The 17,629-nt window shown below is 53.5% G+C and carries 16 protein-coding genes; 5 read left to right on the top strand and 11 right to left on the bottom strand.

Translation table 11 applies throughout. The annotated features are described in order from the left end of the window. The 3 genes from rlmH to ACE419_RS10800 are packed head-to-tail and all read right to left on the bottom strand — an operon-like array spanning position 1 to position 2,342. Positions 1-480, bottom strand: a complete 480-nt coding sequence (gene rlmH, locus ACE419_RS10810; protein WP_432646399.1) for a 23S rRNA (pseudouridine(1915)-N(3))-methyltransferase RlmH — start codon at positions 478-480, stop codon at positions 1-3. Then, on the bottom strand, positions 480-1,559 hold the full coding sequence (locus tag ACE419_RS10805) for a S1C family serine protease (RefSeq protein WP_435722008.1): 1,080 nt from the start codon (positions 1,557-1,559) through the stop codon (positions 480-482). Before ACE419_RS10805 ends, rlmH begins: the two co-directional genes overlap by 1 nt. Positions 1,560-1,586: 27 nt before the next feature. Continuing rightward, positions 1,587-2,342: an MBL fold metallo-hydrolase gene (locus tag ACE419_RS10800; RefSeq protein ID WP_432646397.1), complete on the bottom strand. Its 756-nt coding sequence runs from the start codon at positions 2,340-2,342 to the stop codon at positions 1,587-1,589. A 180-nt stretch (positions 2,343-2,522) separates the two neighbouring features. On the opposite strand from ACE419_RS10800, the gene ACE419_RS10795 reads away from it, so the two are divergent. Then, entirely contained in the window at positions 2,523-4,727 is a 2,205-nt protein-coding gene (locus tag ACE419_RS10795) for a Tex family protein (RefSeq protein WP_432646396.1), read from the top strand. After that, positions 4,724-6,793: a nicotinate-nucleotide--dimethylbenzimidazole phosphoribosyltransferase gene (gene cobT, locus ACE419_RS10790; RefSeq protein ID WP_435722007.1), complete on the top strand. Its 2,070-nt coding sequence runs from the start codon at positions 4,724-4,726 to the stop codon at positions 6,791-6,793. The genes ACE419_RS10795 and cobT overlap by 4 nt, the downstream gene beginning before the upstream one ends. A gap of 85 nt (positions 6,794-6,878) precedes the next feature. Here cobT and ACE419_RS10785 read toward each other — a convergent pair whose 3' ends face one another. After that, positions 6,879-7,445 (bottom strand): hypothetical protein, encoded by a 567-nt coding sequence (locus ACE419_RS10785; protein ID WP_432646394.1) that lies wholly within the window; start codon positions 7,443-7,445, stop codon positions 6,879-6,881. A gap of 300 nt (positions 7,446-7,745) precedes the next feature. Here ACE419_RS10785 and ACE419_RS10780 point away from each other — a divergent pair, with 300 nt between their 5' ends. Continuing rightward, entirely contained in the window at positions 7,746-9,137 is a 1,392-nt protein-coding gene (locus ACE419_RS10780; protein ID WP_435722006.1) for a hypothetical protein, read from the top strand. Between the two features lie 86 nt (positions 9,138-9,223). Here the strand turns inward: ACE419_RS10780 and sucD are convergent, their stop codons facing one another. From sucD to ACE419_RS10760, 4 genes are read right to left on the bottom strand one after another with little or no spacing between them, the layout of a single operon-like run. Next, on the bottom strand, positions 9,224-10,129 hold the full coding sequence (sucD, locus tag ACE419_RS10775; protein WP_432646392.1) for a succinate--CoA ligase subunit alpha: 906 nt from the start codon (positions 10,127-10,129) through the stop codon (positions 9,224-9,226). A gap of 12 nt (positions 10,130-10,141) precedes the next feature. Further along, positions 10,142-11,338, bottom strand: a complete 1,197-nt coding sequence (gene sucC / locus ACE419_RS10770; RefSeq protein WP_432646391.1) for an ADP-forming succinate--CoA ligase subunit beta — start codon at positions 11,336-11,338, stop codon at positions 10,142-10,144. Between the two features lie 10 nt (positions 11,339-11,348). Next, positions 11,349-12,434 (bottom strand): iron-containing alcohol dehydrogenase family protein, encoded by a 1,086-nt coding sequence (locus ACE419_RS10765; RefSeq protein WP_435722005.1) that lies wholly within the window; start codon positions 12,432-12,434, stop codon positions 11,349-11,351. Positions 12,435-12,466: 32 nt separating this feature from the next. Continuing rightward, a complete protein-coding gene (locus tag ACE419_RS10760; protein WP_435722004.1) occupies positions 12,467-13,594 on the bottom strand; it encodes an aldose epimerase family protein in 1,128 nt (375 codons plus the stop codon). A 226-nt stretch (positions 13,595-13,820) separates the two neighbouring features. On the opposite strand from ACE419_RS10760, the gene ACE419_RS10755 reads away from it, so the two are divergent. Beyond that, positions 13,821-14,096 (top strand): hypothetical protein, encoded by a 276-nt coding sequence (locus ACE419_RS10755; RefSeq protein ID WP_432646388.1) that lies wholly within the window; start codon positions 13,821-13,823, stop codon positions 14,094-14,096. Between the two features lie 45 nt (positions 14,097-14,141). On the opposite strand, the gene ACE419_RS10750 is transcribed toward ACE419_RS10755, so the two are convergent. Beyond that, a complete protein-coding gene (locus ACE419_RS10750) occupies positions 14,142-14,780 on the bottom strand; it encodes an HAD family hydrolase (RefSeq protein WP_435722003.1) in 639 nt (212 codons plus the stop codon). Positions 14,781-14,842: 62 nt separating this feature from the next. Then, positions 14,843-16,123, bottom strand: a complete 1,281-nt coding sequence (locus ACE419_RS10745; protein WP_435722002.1) for an NCS2 family permease — start codon at positions 16,121-16,123, stop codon at positions 14,843-14,845. A gap of 195 nt (positions 16,124-16,318) precedes the next feature. On the opposite strand from ACE419_RS10745, the gene ACE419_RS10740 reads away from it, so the two are divergent. Continuing rightward, entirely contained in the window at positions 16,319-16,969 is a 651-nt protein-coding gene (locus ACE419_RS10740) for a Crp/Fnr family transcriptional regulator (RefSeq protein WP_435722001.1), read from the top strand. A gap of 61 nt (positions 16,970-17,030) precedes the next feature. Here ACE419_RS10740 and mscL read toward each other — a convergent pair whose 3' ends face one another. Then, positions 17,031-17,462, bottom strand: coding sequence for a large conductance mechanosensitive channel protein MscL (gene mscL, locus ACE419_RS10735; RefSeq protein ID WP_432646384.1), 432 nt, complete (start codon positions 17,460-17,462; stop codon positions 17,031-17,033). Positions 17,463-17,629: the final 167 nt, after the last annotated feature.

The following is a 17,629-nucleotide window of genomic DNA, read 5'->3' as shown; positions in this document are numbered from 1 at the left end:
TCACCAATGATATTTTTCACCGCGATTGATCTTGAAGGCACGGTAAATCTGTTCGACGAGCAGGAGCCGCACCATCTGATGCGTGAATGTCATCGGCGAAAAACTGATGCGTTCATCGGCACGTGTACGCACTTCCTCAGAAAGGCCAAACGCACCGCCGATCAGAAAAGTCAAGCTGCTCCGGCCGCGCAGGCCGAGTTCGTTTATTTCGGCAGCGAGCTTTTCCGAAGATTTGAGCTCGCCGTATACGTCCAGAACAAAAAGGTAACTCCCAGAGGGCACGAGCTTCAAGAGCTTTTCGCCCTCTCTTTTGAGCACCTGCTCTTTTTCTGCTGCCGACGGCTCGTCCGGCATTTTCTCTTCATGAATCTCGCGAATCTCAACCTGAGCAAACGGCTTCAGGCGCTTCAGGAATTCGGCAATGCCCGCATTAAGATACTTTTCCTTGATCTTGCCTGCACAGACAATCGTAATCTTCATTATTTCTTATCCTGCGGCATTTCCTGCAGCGTGACATCGACCGTGCGCTCATGATTATTGCGGTCAATCGTCAGCGTGACCGTATCGCCGACTTTATGGGCTGCCACTTCGCTGCGGAGTTCCGAGACGCTGTTGACTTCCTCACCATCGACCTTGAGGATGATGTCGCCGCGCTGCAGGCCGGCCTTATCGCTCGGGCCGCCCAGAACCAGTTTGAAGATGTAGACGCCTTTATCGATATCGAGGGAATAGCCAAAGCGGGCTGCCGTCTCCGGGTCAAAGACAGTGATGCCGAGATACGGATGTGCGACATAGCCCTTTTCCATGATTTCATTGATGATGGACTGGACCGTGTTGCTCGGAATGGCAAAGCCCATGCCCTCAACACCGCTGGCTGCGAGCTTGATGCTGTTGATGCCGATGACCTCGCCATCCGCATTGACAAGGGCGCCGCCCGAATTGCCCGGGTTGATGGCCGCATCCGTCTGCAGCAGTTTGACGCGTTCATCGCTGTTGTCGAGTGTGCGGTTCAGGGCACTGACGACACCGCTCGTCACACTGCCCTTGAATTCCAGTCCCAGCGGATTGCCAATGGCAATGGCAGGTTCGCCAACGACGATCTGGTCGGAATCCGCAAATTTCGCCGTCGGCAGATCTGCCGCATCGACCTTGACCACGGCAAGGTCCGTCGCTTCGTCCGCACCAACGACTTTGCCCTTGAGGCTGCGGCCGTCGGACAGGGAGACAATGAGCTCCTTAGCCCCATCGATGACGTGATTATTCGTGACGATATAGCCATCGCTGCGGAAAATAACGCCCGAGCCAACACCCTCTGTCTCGACCGGCATATCAAACCAGTCGCGGACTACGGCCTTGTTCGTGATGCCGACAACGGCCGGACCGACTTTTTTAGCGGCCTGCACCACAGGCGTATTGCGGGCAGCCGAAATCGCATTTGCAGCCGGCTCTGCGCTGACGTCCGCGCTGCTGCCGGCAAACGTCACGGCCGAAGCCGCAAACGCCGCGGCCACGAGCAGTGCTGTTTTTTTATAATGTGCTTTCGCAAAGATATTTTTCATCTGAAATCCCTCCGTGAAAGAATAAAATCAATGAAGGTTTACGGCTTTATTCTGTGCCGTCATGCTGATGGGAATGGCAATGCCCTGCTGTGCCAAGATTTTTTCCACCGTATTCTCGGCGAGTTCCGGCGTATTGTTTTTCTCGGAGAGATGCGCGAGAAAAACATGCGTGGGCTTCTTCTTCATGCGCACGAGGGCCCAGGCTGCATCGGCATTGGCCAGATGGCCGCGGTTCGAGAGAATGCGGCGTTTGAGCGCCCACGGATAATCCCCGTGCTTCAGGACGTCAGGGTCGTGATTTGCCTCAAGCACCAGCACATCGGCACCGTCAATCGCTTCCTGCACACTTGCCGTCACAAAGCCAAGGTCCGTGGCCAGCGTACAGCGTGATGAACCGAGCAGCCGGTAGCCGACAGGGTCCGCTGCATCATGGGGAATATTGAAGGGGTCGACCGTGAGACTGCCGAGGCGGAATGTCCCTGCAATGGCATGAAAACAGTCAGCGGGGACTGCCTGACGGCAGCTCATATGCTCAATGGTCGCGCGCCGCGTAAAAATCGGCAGATGGTACCATTTGGAAAGTGTCGCGAGCCCTGCGATGTGGTCGCGATGCTCATGTGTGATGAGAATGCCGTCCAGCGATGCGGCGTCGATGCCCTCTGCTGCCAGCCCTTTTTTGATGCGCGTCGCGCTGATGCCGGCGTCAATCAGGAGCCTCGTGCCGTCCATTTCTACAAAAACGGCATTGCCCTTGCTGCCACTTGCCAATACGGATACCTGCATACCTTTTCCCCTATCTTAAAACAATTCTCTGTAAGCAGTCTGCAAAACTTCGCAGACCATTTTTATTATACACCAACTCCGCGCAAAATATCGATAGGATTTGTCTTTCCCACAAATACAATGCCAAATATGCTATACTATTCAAAGAATACTTAGAAAAACTCCGAAAGAGGTGTTTGCATGCTTGAAAAAGACATCTATCCGCTGATTGCCTCGGAGCTCAAGGCGAAGCCCTATCAGGTCGAGGCTGCAGCCAAGCTTCTCGATGAAGGAAATACCGTGCCTTTTATCGCGCGGTACCGCAAGGAAGCCACGGGCTCACTCGAAGATGAGCAGCTGCGTGAACTCGAGGAACGCCTTGCCTATCTGCGCGGACTTGTCAAACGTCAGGAAGAAATCCTCGCCAAGATTGAAGAGCAGGGAAAACTCACCGCCGAACTGCGCCAGGCCATCGAGAAGACGAGCAAACTGCAGGAACTCGAAGACCTCTACCTGCCTTATAAGCAGAAGAAACGCACGCGCGCCCAAATTGCCCGCGAGCGCGGCCTTGAGCCCCTGGCCAACCGGATGATGCTTTCTCTCGACCAAAAAGGCAGTGCGGAATCTCTGGCCGCTGAATTCTGCAATCCTGAAAAAGAAATCGAAACAGCGCAGGATGCTCTGCAGGGAGCCATGGACATCGCGGCTGAGACCATCATGGAAGATGCCAAAATCCGTCAGAACATGCGCGAACATATCTTTAAAACGGGCAGCCTGCAGACGGAGCTGCAGGAGGATGCTCCGGAAGAGAGCAAACAGATTTTCCGCATGTACGAAAATTATGAAGAGCCCGTACACCGCCTGCCGCCGCACCGCATCCTCGCCATCAACCGCGGCGAAAAACTCGGCTGTCTCAAAGTCACGCTCATGACAGACCACGAGGATAACTGCCAGAGGATTGAACGCCGGCTGCGGCGGAAGCCCTCTATCTGGTCAAAATATCTGCGTCTTGCCATTGAAGACGGCTACAAACGCCTGCTCTTCCCCTCTCTTGCACGCGAAATCCGCACAGCTCTCACGGAGACGGCCGAAAAACACGCCATCCATCTCTTTGGCGTCAACCTGCGTCAGCTTCTGCTGCAGGCGCCGCTGGCCGGCCACACGGTCATGGGGCTCGACCCCGGCTACCGCAACGGCTGCAAGATGGCCGTAGTCGACCCGACGGGACGCGTGCTCGACTTCGGCGTCCTGCAGATTACCCAGAGCGAGCATGCCCGTCAGACAGCTGCCGAAAAAGTCCTCGCTTCCATCAAAAAAAATCACGTAACGCTGCTTTCCATCGGCAACGGCACGGCCTCATACGAAACAGAGCAGTTTGCGGCCAAGCTCATCGCCGAACATCATTTAAAAGATGTCCATTATATCATCACGAACGAAGCCGGCGCTTCTGTCTATTCGGCGTCCAAACTCGCCAAAGAAGAACTGCCTGATTACGATGTCGTCATCCGCGGTGCCGTCTCAATTGCACGCCGCGTACAGGACCCTCTCGCCGAGCTCGTCAAAATTGACCCTCAGGCCATCGGCGTCGGCCAGTACCAGCATGATGTCAATCAGAAGGAACTCGCAGCAGCCCTCGATGCCACCATCGAAGCTGCCGTCAACCATGTCGGTGTTGACCTCAATACGGCTTCGGGCGCACTTTTGCGCCATATTGCCGGCATCAATGCCACAACAGCGAAAAACATCGTCACCTACCGCAATGAACACGGCGTTTTTTCAAGCCGCCGCCAGCTTCTCAAAGTTCCGCGCCTCGGCCCCGCGGCTTTTACGCAGTGCGCCGGCTTCCTGCGGATTCACGACGGCAAGTCACCGCTTGACAATACGCCGGTACACCCGGAGTCTTATGAGCTCGCCGAAAAAATACTCGCAAAACTCGGCTTTACTCTAAATGACCTCACGGACAAGGCACAGCTCTCGCTGCTGCAGGCCAAACGCCGCCTGCTCGATGAACGCAGGGAGCAGGAACTCGCAAAATCCCTGCAGGCCGGTCTGCCGACCGTTCACGACATTCTCGATGCCCTCGTGAGCCCCGGACGCGACCCGCGCGAGGACCTGCCCGCACCGCTGACGCGTCAGGCCATCGTCAATCTCGCAGACCTCAAGCCCGGCACAATTCTGCGCGGCACCGTACGCAACATCACGGATTTCGGCGCTTTCGTCGACATCGGCCTGCATCAGGACGGACTCATCCACATTTCCGAGCTCTCCAAAAAACGTGTCAAACACCCTCTCGAAGTCGTTTCCATTGGCCAGGTCCTCAAAGTCATGGTCATCAGCGTCGACGAAAAACGCGGCCGCATCGGCCTTTCCCTCAAACAGGTGCCAAAAGGAGAAAAGCTTTCATGAATATTTTTTCACAACTTTTACCGCGGATTGATTTAGACAAGATTTGCGGGTCCATCCAGAAACCGTCTGACGAGCTGTCACAGAAAGCACGCTCTCTTCTCCGCGAACAATTTGGAGACGCAGAAGAGGAGTTGGGCAGGCTCGCCCCCCTTGTCCTGCGCTGGCTCGATATTTCCGGAAAACTCTATCCGCAGGCCCCGAAAAAAAGCGTGATCATTTGCTGTGCGGACCACGGCGTGGCTGAAGAGGGCGTCAGTGCTTATCCGCAGCAGACGACTCTGGAAATGGCAAAGAACTATATGCTCCGCAACGGCGCTGCTGCCAACGCCTTCTCGGCCTATGCCGGCGCTTCCCTGCTCGTCGCTGACCTTGGCATCGCCGCTGACACGGCCGATATTCCGGACCTTTTCCCGCTGCGCATTGCCGCGGGCACAAAAAACATGACCAAGGGACCGGCCATGACGCGGGAACAGGCCAGCGCTTCCATCAAAACAGGCATCCTGCTGGCCCATTTCCTGATTGATAACGGCTGCGACTGGATCCTGCCGGGAGAAATGGGCATTGCCAATACGACGGCCAGCGCGGCCATCGCCGCGGTCTGCTGCGGCAAAACGCCCGAAGAAGTCACGGGACGCGGCACCAATATCTCCGACACGCGCCTCAAGAAAAAAATCGAGGTCGTGCGCCGTGCCCTTGCAGTCAATCAGCCAAATCCCAACGATGCCCTCGATATCCTCGCCAAGGTCGGCGGTTTTGAATTCGGCTGCATGGCCGGCCTGATTCTCGGCGCTGCGTCTGCAAAAAAAGCCGTCATACTCGACGGCGCCAACTGCGCCGCGGCCGCCCTGCTCGCCCAGAAACTCGCCCCCGAATCGATTTCCTACGTATTTGCTTCCCATCTTGGTTCAGAAGCATCCCATCATTATATGCTCCAGCAGCTCGGCCTGCAGCCATTCCTGCATCTTGACCTGCGCCTGAGCGAAGCTGCCGGCTCCGCCATCGCCGCACGCATCATGGAGGATTTCCTCGCTTACTGGTATACGACGCAGGAAAAAGTTCCTGCCGATATTGGCTGGTACGACTTCTGCAAAATCCTGCAGCAGGGAGAATACTGTGTGCTCAATCTGAAAGAATATGCACATTACTACGATGACAAAGACGACGACCTCATCAACGCCTTTACAATGTCCGAGCAAAATATAAAGCTGACTGACACGACTTTTGACTTTTATCTTGATTCCATGCCAGACTTGGATAAAAACGCCATGGCCGTATGCCGGCACCGCATCGACCATCTGACCAAGCCCATAGACAGTCTCGGCTGTCTGGAACAGATTGCCTGCGCCATAGCAGGTACCAGCGGCATAGAACGCCCTGGCAAAGATACACAGCGCGTCCTGCAGATTTTCTCGCTGCGCGAAAAACTTTCGCCTTCGTTATCCCTGCTTTTAAAATCCTGCGGAGCCTCTGCAGGCTTCCAGATTTATTTCGAACAAGTCAATACGGAGAAAAGCCCCGCCGCGGCCTTTGACTTTGGCCGTGAAGAAGGGGAAGTTGCCGCCGCCCTCCATCCCCTCCTCGCCTTAGGCGTCGATGAAGCAAGTACCGAAGATGCCCCCGGCACCATGGCCGCAGCTCTCAGGCAGACTTTACTGACAGCAGATGGCGAGCTTCGCTATCCTGCCGATACGTTCCTGAAATATGTGCCTGAAAAATATCAGCACCTCGTGTCGGCCCTTCTCGGTGCCATCATCGCGGGCGCCCATAATCACGGCCTGATCCTGCTCGACAGCGATGCCCTGAAAATCATCGCGCGCTACGCTTTGCAGATTGCACCGGAAATCCGCTCTTATCTGCTGCCCGTACAGCCGGAACTCGTCGACCTCAATCTGCGCCTGCCCGGTCTCACGGCAGCCTGCGGCATGCAGATTGTCCTCGCCTCCCTCTTTATGCTCAACAATATGAAGACGTTCGAAGAAACGAAGGTCTCGATTGCCACGAGCGGCCCCGGCAGCGTGCGCCAAAATCAGCAGCATGATAAAGCAGATACCATACAAAAACAATAACAGGAACACAGACAAAAAATCGCTGGGAACTGTCCCAGCGATTTTTTTACTGCCCATTGCGCCATTACAAAGACAGCCTCTATTTTTATTGCTGCAGACCGAGTTCGTCTTTATGGGCCTGCATGCCCTCGATGCAGCACTGCATGACATCGGCGGCATCCATGCCGAGCATTGCAAAGCCCTGCTTGATGATATCGCGATTGCATTTTGCCGCAAAGCGCTTGTCCTTGAATTTTTTCTTGAGACTCTTGACGGCCATGCCATCGAGGCCCTCAGGGCGCATGAGCGCATAGGCCTGTACGATGCCCGTGAGCTCATCGACGGTGAAAAGGCTCTTCGCGATGTTCGTTTCCGGCTTGACTTCATCCGTCGTGATGCCGTAGCCATGTGAGATAATCGTCTCAATATCCTCTTCCGGCACGCCTTCCGGCTCCAAGAGTTCCCGGACATGATGGCAGTGTTCATCCGGATATTTCTCATAATCGACATCATGCAGATAGCCAACGGCCTCCCAATGCGCCTTGTCTTCGCCAAAATGGTCGGCCATGGCCCCCATCGCCGCACTGACGGCCGCCGCATGGGTAAAAAGATGTGCCTCTGTCGTGTGTTTTGCCAGAATTTCCTTGGCCTTCGCTAACGTCAATTCGCTCATATAAATTCCTCCATCTGTAAGCTTCTGTACTATCTATTGTAACCATCTGTCCGCAAAATGCAACCATCCCCTGACATCTGACTTATCCACAATGTGCACAAGCTTTCCTGTGGATATTGTGGATAAGTCAGACTGAAGCCACAATATATGGCGATATTCTTCAAGTTATCCAAAGCATATTTGTGGATAAACCTGTGGAATGAATTTTACAGCTTTATAATGACACCTGAAGACAGTTCTAACACACAGGCAGTATAGTAAAGTCACTCAAGCAAAGGAGTGAGCATCATAAACATTTCCATGAAAAAACGCAGTCTCGCACTGGCCCTCGCCCTGTCGCTTACGGCAGGCTTCGGCATCGTACAGGCAAGCCCGGCAGAAAATCAGGCGCCGCCTGCCATGGCGCAGTCAGGAACTATGCCAGCTCCACCTGACGGACAGCTGCCCCCGGGACCGCCGCCAGATGGCCCGATGGGCGGACCTGGCAGGCAGCAGACGAAAAGCGCCGCGGATTTTACGGCAGCCAAAGTCGTCGATAACACAACAGCCTCTTATGACAAACTGTCTCTCTCCGCAGAGAACACAGACGAAAATGCCCTGCTCGTACGCAGCGGCGGCAAGGTAACGCTGACGAACAGCACGCTGCAGAAGACAGGCAATTCCTCGAGTGCGGATGCCAGCAATTTCAGCGGCCAGAACGCCGTCTTCCTCGCATCAAACAGCACGGCCTCGCTTTCAAACGTGACCCTGACGTCCGATGCTGACGGTGCCAACGCCGTCTTCGCGACGGGCAAAAACAGCGTGATTACGGCCGATCACCTGACAATTCACACGAAAAACAATTCCTCGCGCGGCCTCGATGCCACCTACGACGGCACGATTAATGCCACGAATGTCGACATCACGACGGAAGGCGCACACTGCGGCGCCTTGGCCACGGACCGCGGCGAAGGCACGGTCATCGTCAAAAACGCCAAAATCAATACATCCGGTGAAGGCAGCCCCTGCATCTATTCAACGGGCAATATCCAGCTGACCGACGGCACTGGCGAAGCCACGGGCAGTGAGATTGCCGTCGTAGAAGGCAAAAATTCAATCGCACTCCAAAATGCGGACCTCACGGGCCATGTCGGCCACGGCATTATGCTTTACCAGAGCTTCTCCGGTGATGCCGGCGTCGGCGAGGCAAGTTTCAGTGCCAAGGATTCCAAACTCACGAATCTGTCCTCGGGCCCGATGTTCTACATCACGAACACGACAGCCACGGCTTCGCTCGAAAATACACAGCTTGTACAGGACGGCGATATCCTTGTAAATGTCACGAGCGGCCGCTGGGGCACGGCGGGCAAAAACGGCGGCAATTTCACGCTGAATACCGCGAACCAGAAGCTCACTGGCAAGATCCTGGCCAACAAGATCAGCAGCGTCACGCTGAACCTCGGCGATAAGGCCAGCTTCCGTGGCTCCCTCAATGAAGACAACGCCGCAAAGACGGCTTCGGTAAACCTCAAAAAGGGCAGCAGCTGGGAGCTCACGGCTGACTCTTACGTCACGGCCATCACGGATGAGAATGCAAAATTCCGGAACATCAAGAGCAATGGCCACAACATCTACTACGATAAGAACAGCAATGCTTCCCTGAATGGCAGGACCATCAAACTGCCGGGCGGCGGCAGGCTCATCGCCAAATAAAATCACCCAGGAAAAGAAAAGGAAGGGCTGGAAAATCCAGTTCCTTCCTTTTTATTTATTGACAATATTTCATTTCACCAGCAAAGTCAGCATGTATGGCATTTTTCGTAGATGCCGTGCTCCTTGAGCGTCTTGACGACGGTCTCGCCGATATGGGCAACGGTGTCCGCGACCTCAATGCCGACAGCATTGAGGGCCTTGATTTTATCCGCCGCCGTGCCCTTGCCGCCCGAAATGATGGCGCCGGCATGGCCCATGCGTTTGCCCGGGGGCGCCTGACGGCCGGCGATGAACGCCGCCACTGGCTTATCCGGCATATTCTGCTGAATCCACTTGGCCGCATCTTCTTCCGCCGTGCCGCCAATCTCGCCGATCATGAGCACGGCGAGTGTTTCCGGATCTTCTTTGAACAGTTTCAGCGCATCGATGAAGTCCGTGCCCTTGACAGGGTCGCCGCCAATGCCAACAGCCGTTGTCTGGCCGATGCCCGCGGCCGTAAGCTGGAACGTCGCTTCGTACGTCAGGGTGCCGGAACGCGAAATGACGCCGACATGACCTTTCCGGTGAATGTAGCCCGGAATAATGCCAAGCTTGCATTCATCGGCCGTGAGGATACCGGGACAGTTCGGGCCAATCAGCCGCGTCCTGCGGCCTTCCATATAGCGGCGCACCTTGACCATATCCTGCACGGGGATATGCTCCGTGATGCAGACCACGACGTCAAGCTCTGCATCCACGGCCTCCATGATGGAATCGGCAGCAAAACGCGCCGGCACATAGATGACCGAAGCCGTTGCGCCCGTCGCTTTGACCGCATCGCGCACCGTATTGTACACAGGGATGCCCTCGACAAACTGGCCTCCCTTGCCAGGCGTCACACCGGCCACGATTTTGGTACCGTAGTCGAGCATCTGCTTCGTATGAAACGTCGCAGCCTTGCCTGTAATGCCCTGTACGATGACTTTTGTATCTTTATGAACCAAGATTCCCATAAGACGACCTCCTCATGCTTTGGCGTCGGCTTCTTTGACGAGCCGTACGATGGTTTCTGCGCCGCCCTCCATGGTTGGAGCCATGATGACGTTCGCAATCGGCGTATCCTTGAGAATCTCGCGTCCCCGTTCCACGTTGGTTCCTTCGAGGCGTACAACGACCGGCACCGGCAGGGAATGGCCATCCTCGGAAACAATCTTAGCCGCATCGACAATGCCCTGTGCTACGAGGTCGCATTTATTGATGCCGCCAAAGATATTGACAAAAATCCCCTTGGCCTGTCCGCCATCGAGCATAATGCGGAAGGCCTCAGCAATCTTCTCCGGCGTGGAATCGCCGCCAACATCGAGGAAGTTGGCTGGTTCGCCGCCATAATATTTGATGATATCCACGGTAGCCATAGCAAGGCCGGCACCATTGACCATGCAGGCCACGTCACCGCCGAGGTTGACGTAGTTGAGACCTGCTTCGGCCGCACGTCGCTCTTTCGGGTCTTCTTCTGTCTCATCACGCAGGGCCTCGATATCCGGGTGACGGAACAGTGCACTGTCATCAAAGTTCAGCTTGGCATCGAGGGCCACGACATCGTCATCTTCCGTGACCACCAGAGGATTGATTTCCGCAAGACTGCAGTCCTTGCCGACAAAAGCCTTGTACAGATTCATCATGAGCTTCGTGACCTTGCGCACAGCGGCCTGCGGGAAATGCATGCCATAAGCCATGCGGCTGGCCTGGAACGGCAGCAGACCGACAGCCGGGTCAATGTATTCCTTGAGAATCTTATCCGGCATCTCGGCAGCGACTTTTTCAATTTCCATGCCGCCTTCTTCCGAACCCATCATGACGACGCGTGCCGTCTGTCGGTCAATGACAAAGGAAAGATAATATTCCTTCTTGATGGCCGCACCTGCCTCGATGAGCAGGCGATTGACCTTCTTGCCCGCAGGGCCGGTCTGATGCGTGACGAGGATTTTGCCTAAAAGTTCTTCTGCCGCTTTGCCAGCAGCCTCCGGGGAATGGACGACCTTGACGCCGCCCGCCTTGCCGCGGCCGCCGGCATGAATCTGCGCCTTGACGACTACGGTTTCTGTGCCAAGCTCCTTGGCATTTTCGATGGCCTCTTCTACGGAAAAGGCGGGTTTGCCCTCAGGAACGTTAACTCCATAAGAGCGCAGGATGGCCTTACTCTGATATTCGTGGATATTCATAGACAATCTCCTATTTATTTGCTGTATGATAAGCCTCGAGTTTCTTTGCAGCTTCATGAAGCATATCCTGGGTAATCTTATACGGCATGATGCGCACGTCCTGCTTTTTCTCCGTCGCGCGGAATACGCGGTGGATATCTTCCTCACTCGCGCAGGTCTCCTGACGGCAGGTCGGCAGGCCTATGCTGCGGCAGAACGCATAAAAGCGTTTGAATTCCTCCTGCTGGCCATCGCAGAGCAAAAGAAGCAGAATGCCGTAGGCCACGAGCCCGCCGTGCTGCCGGCACTGTTCAGCCGCCGGCAGATCCGCGAGCTCTACAAAGAGCTGATGGGCGATATGCCCGTTGAACTCCGGAGCAGCAAAATTCGAAACAAGGCCGCTCGTCATGACAATGGAAAGAATGACTTCCTCAAAAGCCGGGCTCACAATATGGCGTTTATTATCGGCTACAGCCTGCTCGCCATAATCGTAAAGCGGGTCGAGGCACATCCTCGACAGAGCGATGCCCATGCCGTCCCGGTGATTGAGCTTGCGGCCGCGCGAGGCGATTTCCGCCTCATAGTACTTGGCCATCGTATCGCCAATGCCGCGCAGGAGATACTCGACCGGAGCCTGCGCCATGATGCGGCTGCAGAGGAATACATGGACTGGGGGAATCGTCGAATAAAGATAATCCTGGAATTTTCCCTCCGGCGTATAGATGGTAGCAATACTGGCAGATGCCGCACAGCTGCCAGCGACCGTAGGAAATGTAAAGAATGGCTTATGCTGTTTATGCGCCACAGCCTTAGCCGTATCAATGGCCTTGCCGCCCCCCACGGCAAAGACCATATCCGCAGCCCGTACAGCGGAATCGTTGTTGATGCGGTCGATATTTTCAAGAGACGTCTGTCCCCCCGCATGGATGAAGCCCGTAAACTCCAGCCCCACGCCTTCCACAGCGCGCACCATCTTTTCCTGTGCCGCCTCGATGCCGCGCCTGCCGCCAATGACGACAACGCTCTTGCCGTAGCGTGGGCAGACCTCGCGGATTTTGTCGTATGCTTCAACACCAATTGTATAATCCGGAAAAATCATGGTATAGCGGTCATTCATCTTACTTTCCCCCTTTCCCTATCCTGCTTCTTTTAGTCTTTTTGTCCCAGAACGTATACCGTCTGAGCTTTCCACGTATCCCCCTTCTTGAGAATCGGCTGTGGGAAATTCGGGTTGGCGAACGCATTCGGGAAATACTGTGTCTCAAGGCAGAAGCCCGTGCGGCGCTGGAATCTTACGCCATCCTTGCCCGGCAGGCTGCCGTTCAAATAATTGCCCGTATAGAACTGAACGCCCGGCTGCGTCGTGTAGCAGGTCAGCGTAAAGCCGGACTGATCGGATTCTGCATAAGCCGCTTTCTTGAGGCCTCCGTTCACATAATCGATTGGGCAGCTCGGGTCAAAACCGAACATCCCCGGCTTCATCTCAACAACCGGCTTCTCGTCGCGGATCACCCAGTTATGGTCATAGCCATGGCCCATGACGAGTTCATCAAAATCATCATCGATGTGCTCGCCAATGCGAGTCGGCTGGCGAAGGTCCATCGGCGTGCCCTCTACATCAAGGATACGGCCATCCGGCAGGGATTCCGCATCGGCCCAGGTATATTTGTCGGCAAAGATCTGGATTTTCTGGTCCAGCACCGGGCCCGAGGCAAAGCCATTGAGATTGAAATATGTATGATTCGTGAGATTGCAGACCGTGTCCGCATCCGAGACAGCTTCATAGCGGATGGACAGCTCATTGTCATTCGACAGCGAATAGAGAACGTTTACTGTCATATTACCGGGATAGCCGCCCTCACCGTCTGCGGCATGATACGTAAGCTTCACGCCCTGATCTGTCTCTTCTGCCGTCCAGAGTTTCTGATGGAAGCCCTTAAAGCCGCCATGAATGTGGTTCTGCATCTTAGAACCCGTATTGAGGTCCAGCTGATACGTCTTGCCATCAATCGTCACCTTGCCGCCGGCGATGCGGTTTGCATGGCGTCCCACGAGACCGCCCATGCTCGTATCATCTTTTTCATAATCCGAACCGTCCGCATATCCAAGTACAATATCCGTACGTTTATGGTCTTTGCCATAGGCACTCCAAGCCACCAGACGTGCGCCAAATGTCGTAACCTTGACTTCCGTTCCCTTCGTATTGCGCAGCGTATAGAGTTCTACCTCTCTGCCATCGCTGAGTTTTCCAAATGGTTCCTTTGTGATCGTAGCCATGCAGCATACCTCCCGGAATAAATTGATATCGCCGAATTGAATATGATTTCGGACAATTTTATACGACTTCACTTTACTATGTATTAACGTATTTGTCAAATTAATTTCATTTTCCTGTGTAATACTGTTACATTTATCAAGTTAAACAATTTGTGTCAATTGTGCTATAATTATGCTATAATGCAATCATAGTTGTAGATTTGCATGTAGTTTAAGAGGGGGAATCATGATGAAAGAGAAGAGTGCTTTTATTTTCTTCAACTGCGATGAAGAGAAAAGCCAGAAGTCGATGAACTTATTTTACAACAAAGAGATCTTCCGTGATCTCAAGGTCTCCCGCAAGGCTCTTTTAAGCAAGATTGAAGAAGAGATTGCTGCCGGCCGCATTCATGCAAAAGAAGAGGACCTGCCCGCTATCCGCGATGCCATCCTCAAGGGAGACCCAACCGATGCCAGTGCCTACATCCAGTATGGCACGATCCTGTCCTTTCCGATTGTTTAAGGCACACAAAAAAGACGTCACCTCAGATAGAAGTGACGTCTTTTTTTATATCCGGATTTCATCGAGATGATTCACGACCGTGTCCGCTAAGGAAAGGTCCTGCCTGCCGGAATGCGGGCTGCGGAACCCGATGCAGTACATGCCGGCACGTTTCGCAGCCAATACCCCCGCTGCCGTATCTTCAAGCACCATGCATTCTGCAGGACTTACGCCGAGCTTCTCTGCACTGAGCAGATAGATGGCAGGGTCCGGCTTGCTCTTCGGCAGCGTGCTGCCCGAAATGACAGATTTGAAATACGGACGGATGGCAAAAGCATCGAGCACGGTTTCCATGACCTTCTCCCACGAAGATGTGGCCAGTGCCAGGGGAATTCCCTTATGGTAAAGTTTCTTGATGAGTGCGACCGAGCCTTCAATCGGTTTTATAGCACCGCTCTGCAGAACTTCAAGATAATGCTCGTGCTTATAACGCACAAGCTCCTCTACCGAAAGGTCTTTACGCCCCTCTTTGGCAATTACTTCGCCAAATATCTCATTGCTCGTCCTGCCCATGTAATAAATGAGGTCCGCTTCATCAAAAGGCAGGCCAAAATGATGGAAGGTATCCATCTTGACGCGGGAATGAATGGGCTCGCTGTCCAGAATGACACCATCCATATCGAAAATAAATGCTGCTGGCTGCAAAAAAAGAACCTCCCCGTAATGTGTTAACTTCATTATACGGGAAGGTCCGGCTGCTGGCAATATCAAAAACCAGCCTGAAAAACGAGATTCATGAAGAACAAGAAGCCAAGGCCGTAGCTCAGGGCGTGCAGTTCGCGCGAGCGGCCGTTCATGAGCTTGAGCAGAGGATAAGCCGTAAAGCCAAAGGCCAGCCCCGTCGAAATACTGCCGGAGAGCGGAATCAGCACCACGACGAGAAAAGCCGGGAACCACTCCGAAAAGTCCTTGAAGTCCATATGCTGCAGCTGCTGCATCATCATGGCCCCTGTGATGATGATGACGGGCGCAATAGCCGCCTGCGGCACATAGGAGAGCAGCGGGATGAAGAACAGGGACACGAAGAAGAGCACGGCTGCAGTCAGGGCCATGAGCCCCGTGCGCCCGCCGCTGGCGATGCCGGCAGCACTTTCTGCCGCTGCAACCGTAGGACTTGTCCCCAAGATACTCGAAAGAATGGTCGTCAGGGCCGAACCGCGGAACGTCCGCGAAAATTTATTGCGGTCAGGCAGAATGCCTTCCAAAAGCCCCATCGTCTCAAATATCATGATCATGGACATCGAGAACACAGAAAGCAGAAACGGAATGGTCAGGGTATGATGGAAATCAGCCTGGAACAGCAGCTGCGGATAATCGTAGATATGGGAAAAATCGAGGTCGAGCGGTGCAGCATCCTTGAGCCCGAAAAACTGCGCCACGGCAGTCGTCACCAGTATGGCAATAAAGAAACTGCCAGTCACACCGCGCAGATAAAGGGCCAGGCTCAAGACAAGGCCAAATAAGGCCAGCAGCGCCATGGGATTTGTCAAAGCCCCAAGTTCGATGATGGAATTTGTACCGGAGCGGATGAGCTGTGCTTTTTCAAGGCCAATCTCAACGAGGAACAGGCCAATGCCTGCCGTAATGGCACACTTGAGCGAATTCGGCACAGCACTGGCGATGCGTTCACGCCATTTCGTGCAGGCTACGTAAGCAAAAATCACCCCTGAAACAAGAGAAATCGCAATGGCCTCCTGCCAGGAAAGTCCCATCTGCACGCAGACCGTATACGTGAAAAAGGCATTGATGCCCATGCCCGGAGTCAGTACAATCGGTGCATCCGCGACAAAAGCCATGATCAGACAGCCGATAATGGACGAAAAAATTGTGGCAAAGACGGAAAGCTCGGCCGGAATCCCCGCATCAGCCAGAATAATGGGATTGACGACAATGATATAAGAAATTGCAAAAAAAGCCGTAATGCCAGCCAAAATTTCTTTTTGCCATAAACGGCGGTCCTTAAAAACGCCGCCAAACAATGACTTCATATTGTTCCCTCCTGAATCCTTTTTTCTTACTGATTCTAGTTTAACGATTTTAAGTAAAATAAAAAAGGACAAGAGTCCATTGCGTCCTAAAAATATTAAAATATTTATATTCAGAAAGTTTTCGCCGCCTCTTTTTTACGATATAATATTCCATAAGAAGAGAATCGGGCTTATACCATCTAAAGGAGTTTTTTCATGAAGCTTGAACAAGTGATTGAATTCATGCCTGAGAGCATTCGACGGCTTATCAATTATCGCACTTTCCTGCCCGGCGAAGCCTTGGTCCGCAAGGGAGAACGCGCCGATCATGTCTTCATCCTGACAAAGGGCACGACGCGCGTCAGCAATGAATTTGCCAGCGGACAGCGTTACAGCTTTGCCAAGCAGACTGTACCAGACCTTATCGGGGATCTTGAAGTCCTGGCGGATCAGGAGTTCTTTTCCACCACGAATGAAGCTGTAACAACCTGTGAAGTCATAGCCATGACGGCCGACACGTTCAAGCAGTGGATGAAACGCGACAATCATTTTGCCTGTGCCATCGCCAAAATGCTGGCAAAAAAAATGTATCCGACTTCCAATGAGAACGGCCGTATCAAATTCCAGCCAAGCATCCAGCGTCTGCAGCAATACCTGATTAAACGCCTGGATGATTCTCCATCAGATCTTTTCGTGCTGCACAGCAACCGGCAGCAGATTGCCGATGAAATCGGCACGAGTGTCAAGACGGTCAACCGCGGTGTCAGCAAACTTCGTGATGCGGATTTTATCAGCCTGTTTCACGGCAAGATTGCCATCAATGCCGAACAGCAGCAAAAATTGCGTACCCTGAGATTTGATGTATAAAAAATGCAGCCCCTGCAGGCTGCATTTTTTATATGCATATGTTACTGTATATTATGGTACGTTACTTTACAGGCAGCTCTGAAGTGCAGTGCGGGCAGCGCGTTGCATCGTCAGCAATCTCCTGCCTGCAGTACGGGCAGAGACGTGCTGCCTTCGCTTCTTTCTTCGGCATCAGACGGTTGACCTGCTTAATAAGCAGGAAAATGGCAAAGGAAACAATCAGGAAATCGACCACGGCATTAAGAAAGGAGCCATAGGCAATAACCGGCAGTCCAGCGGCTTTAGCCTCAGACAGCGTTGCTGCCGGCGTACTCGAAAGGTTCAAGAAGAGATTGGAAAAATCAACCCGTCCTAAAAGCAAACCGAGCGGCGGCATCAGGATATCGTTGACAAACGACGAAACAATCTTGCTGAAAGCTGCACCAATGATGATACCAACGGCCATGTCAAGAACATTGCCACGCATAATAAATTTCTTGAATTCGTCTAACATAAGCTTCTCCCCCATATAAACATATGAATAAAACAAAACCGCTTTCATTCTACCATAAGCAAAAAGAAATTCATAGCATAATCATAACACAAAAAAGCTCCGCCGCAGCGGAGCCTTTGCTTAACCGGCAACTTCCTATCCTCCCAGTCCGTCTCCAGACAAGTACT

The organism is Mitsuokella apri (genome assembly GCF_047974105.1).
Lineage (GTDB): Bacteria > Bacillota > Negativicutes > Selenomonadales > Selenomonadaceae > Mitsuokella.
The sequence above is the reverse complement of the archived record's forward strand: the minus strand, read 5'-3'. Positions and strand labels throughout refer to the sequence as shown.